The sequence below is a fragment of the Kitasatospora sp. MY 5-36 genome, from assembly GCF_001182915.1.
Taxonomy (GTDB): Bacteria; Actinomycetota; Actinomycetes; order Streptomycetales; family Streptomycetaceae; genus Kitasatospora.
Map to the genome: position 1 here is coordinate 1 of NZ_LFVW01001024.1, position 2377 is coordinate 2377.

The 2377-nt window shown below is 76.2% G+C and carries 3 protein-coding genes; all 3 read left to right on the forward strand.

Annotated features, from left to right (window positions below; genetic code table 11):
- Nucleotides 1-1083 (forward strand): dihydrodipicolinate synthase family protein (locus tag AE652_RS39665; protein ID WP_049660485.1); only part of this gene is annotated, 1083 nt, incomplete at its 5' end.
- Complete coding sequence (locus tag AE652_RS39670) at nt 1080-1934, forward strand: sugar phosphate isomerase/epimerase (RefSeq protein ID WP_049660487.1); 855 nt, start codon at nt 1080-1082, stop codon at nt 1932-1934. The genes AE652_RS39665 and AE652_RS39670, both read left to right, overlap by 4 nt.
- Nucleotides 1931-2377, forward strand: a 447-nt coding sequence (locus AE652_RS39675) for a glycerate kinase (protein ID WP_049660488.1), incomplete at its 3' end; no start/stop codon positions are given. The genes AE652_RS39670 and AE652_RS39675, both read left to right, overlap by 4 nt.

Genomic DNA, 2377 nt, shown 5'->3' on the forward strand with positions numbered 1-2377 from the left:
CCGCCCGCCCCCGCCCGCTCGCGGACGGCCTTCGCCGCCGCCCACGTGGTCGCCGACCCGCTGGGCGACAACGCCCCCGGCGCACCCGCCGCCGTCGACTGGGACGCCACCCTCGCCTTCCGCCGACACCTGTGGTCGCTGGGCCTCGGCGTGGCCGACGCGATGGACACCGCCCAGCGCGGCATGGGCCTCGACTGGCCGGCCACCCGCGAGCTGATCACCCGCTCCGGGGCCGAGGCCCGCGCCTGCGGCGGCCTGCTGGCCTGCGGCGTCGGCACCGACCAGCTCGCTCCCGGCCCCCACCCGCTGGACGCCGTCCGCGCCGCCTACGAGGAGCAGCTGACCGTCGTCCAGGAGGCCGGCGCGCAGCCGATCCTGATGGCCAGCCGCGCCCTGGCCGCCGCCGCGCGCGGCCCGGAGGACTACCTGGAGGTCTACGGCAAGCTGATCGCCGCCTGCGAGCGGCCGGTGCTGCTGCACTGGCTCGGCGAGATGTTCGACCCGGCGCTGGCCGGCTACTGGGGCTCCGCCGACCCCGACCCGGCCGCCGCGACCGTGCTGGAGCTGATCGGCGCGCACGCCGACCGGATCGAGGGCATCAAGGTCTCCCTGCTGGACTCCGACCGGGAGATCGCCCTGCGCCGCGCGCTGCCGGCCGGCGTGCGGATGTACACGGGCGACGACTTCCACTACCCCGAGCTGATCCGCGGCGACGAACACGGCCACAGCCACGCCCTGCTGGGCGTCTTCGACCCGATCGCGGCCACCGCCGCGGCGGCGCTGCGGGCGCTCGACGAGGGCGACCTCGACCGCTACGAGGAGCTGTTCGCGCCGACCGTGCCGCTGGCCCGGCACCTGTTCGCCGCGCCGACCTTCCACTACAAGACCGGCGTGGTCTTCCTCGCCTGGCTGGCGGGCCACCAGGACCACTTCACCATGGTGGGCGGCGCGCAGAGCGGACGTTCGGTGCCCCACCTGGTGGAACTGTTCCGGCTCGCGGACGCCGCCGCCGTGCTCCCCGACCCGGATCTCGCGGCCGACCGGATGCGCCGGCTGCTCGCCGTCGCGGGGGTGGCGGCATGAGCGGCGCCGGCGCGGCGAACGGCCTCGCGAGGCTGTCGCTCAACCAGATCACCACCCGGGGCTGGAGCCTTCCGGAGGCCGTGCGGGGCTGCGTGGACGCCGGCATCCCGGCCATCGGGCTCTGGCGCGACAAGGTCGCCGAAACCGGCCTGGCCCGCTCCGCGAAGCTGTGCCGGGACGCCGGACTCGCCGTCAGCAGCCTCTGCCGGGGCGGCTTCCTCACCGCCGACGGCCCCGAGCGGCGCCGGGCCGCGCTCGCCGACAACCTCCAGGCCATCGAAGAGGCCGCCGAACTCGGCACCGACACCCTGGTCCTGGTCGTCGGCGGCCTGCCGGCCGGCAGCCGCGACCTGGTCGGCGCCCGCGCCGCCGTCGCCGACCTGCTCGCCGAACTCGCCACGCACGCGGGCGACTTCGGTGTGCGACTGGCGATCGAGCCACTGCACCCGATGTTCTGCGCCGACCGGGCGGTGGTCTCCACCCTGGCCCAGGCGCTCGACCTCGCCGCCCCGTACCCCGCCCGGCAGGTCGGCGTCGTCGTCGACAGCTACCACGTCTGGTGGGACCCGGCACTGCCCGAGCAGATCGCCCGCGCCGGTCGAGAGGGCCGGATCGCCTCCTACCAGGTGTGCGACTGGACCCTGCCGCTGCCCGCCGACGCCCTGCTCGGCCGGGGCCACGTCGGTGACGGCCACATCGACTTCCGCACCCTCACCGACCTGGTCACCGCCGCCGGGTACGAGGGCTGGATCGAGGTCGAGATCTTCAACCAGGAGATCTGGGACACCCCGGGCGAGCTGACGCTGCGCACCCTGATCGAGCGGCACCTGACGCACCTGGCCTCGCCGTGAGAGTCGTCGTCGCGCCCGACTCCTTCAAGGGCACCGTCACCGCCCGGGACGCCGCCCTGGCGCTGGCCGCAGGCTGGCGCTCGGTGCGGCCGGACGACGAGCTGCTGCTCCGTCCGATGGCCGACGGCGGGGAGGGCACCCTCGACGCGCTCGCGGCCGCCCTCCCCGGCGCCGTCCCGTACCCGGTCCCCGACTGCACCGGCCCCGACGGGGGGCCGGTCACCGGCCGCTACGCGCTGCTGCCGGACGGCACCGCGCTGGTCGAACTCGCCGACACCGGCGGCCTGCCGCTGCTCGGCGGCGCCCTCGCCCCGCTCACCGCCGGCACCCGCGGCACGGGCGAGACCATCGCCGCCGCACTGGACGCCGGCGCGCGGCAGGTGACCGTCGCACTCGGCGGCTCCGCGTCCACCGACGGGCACCTGACCGTCTACCCGCACGGT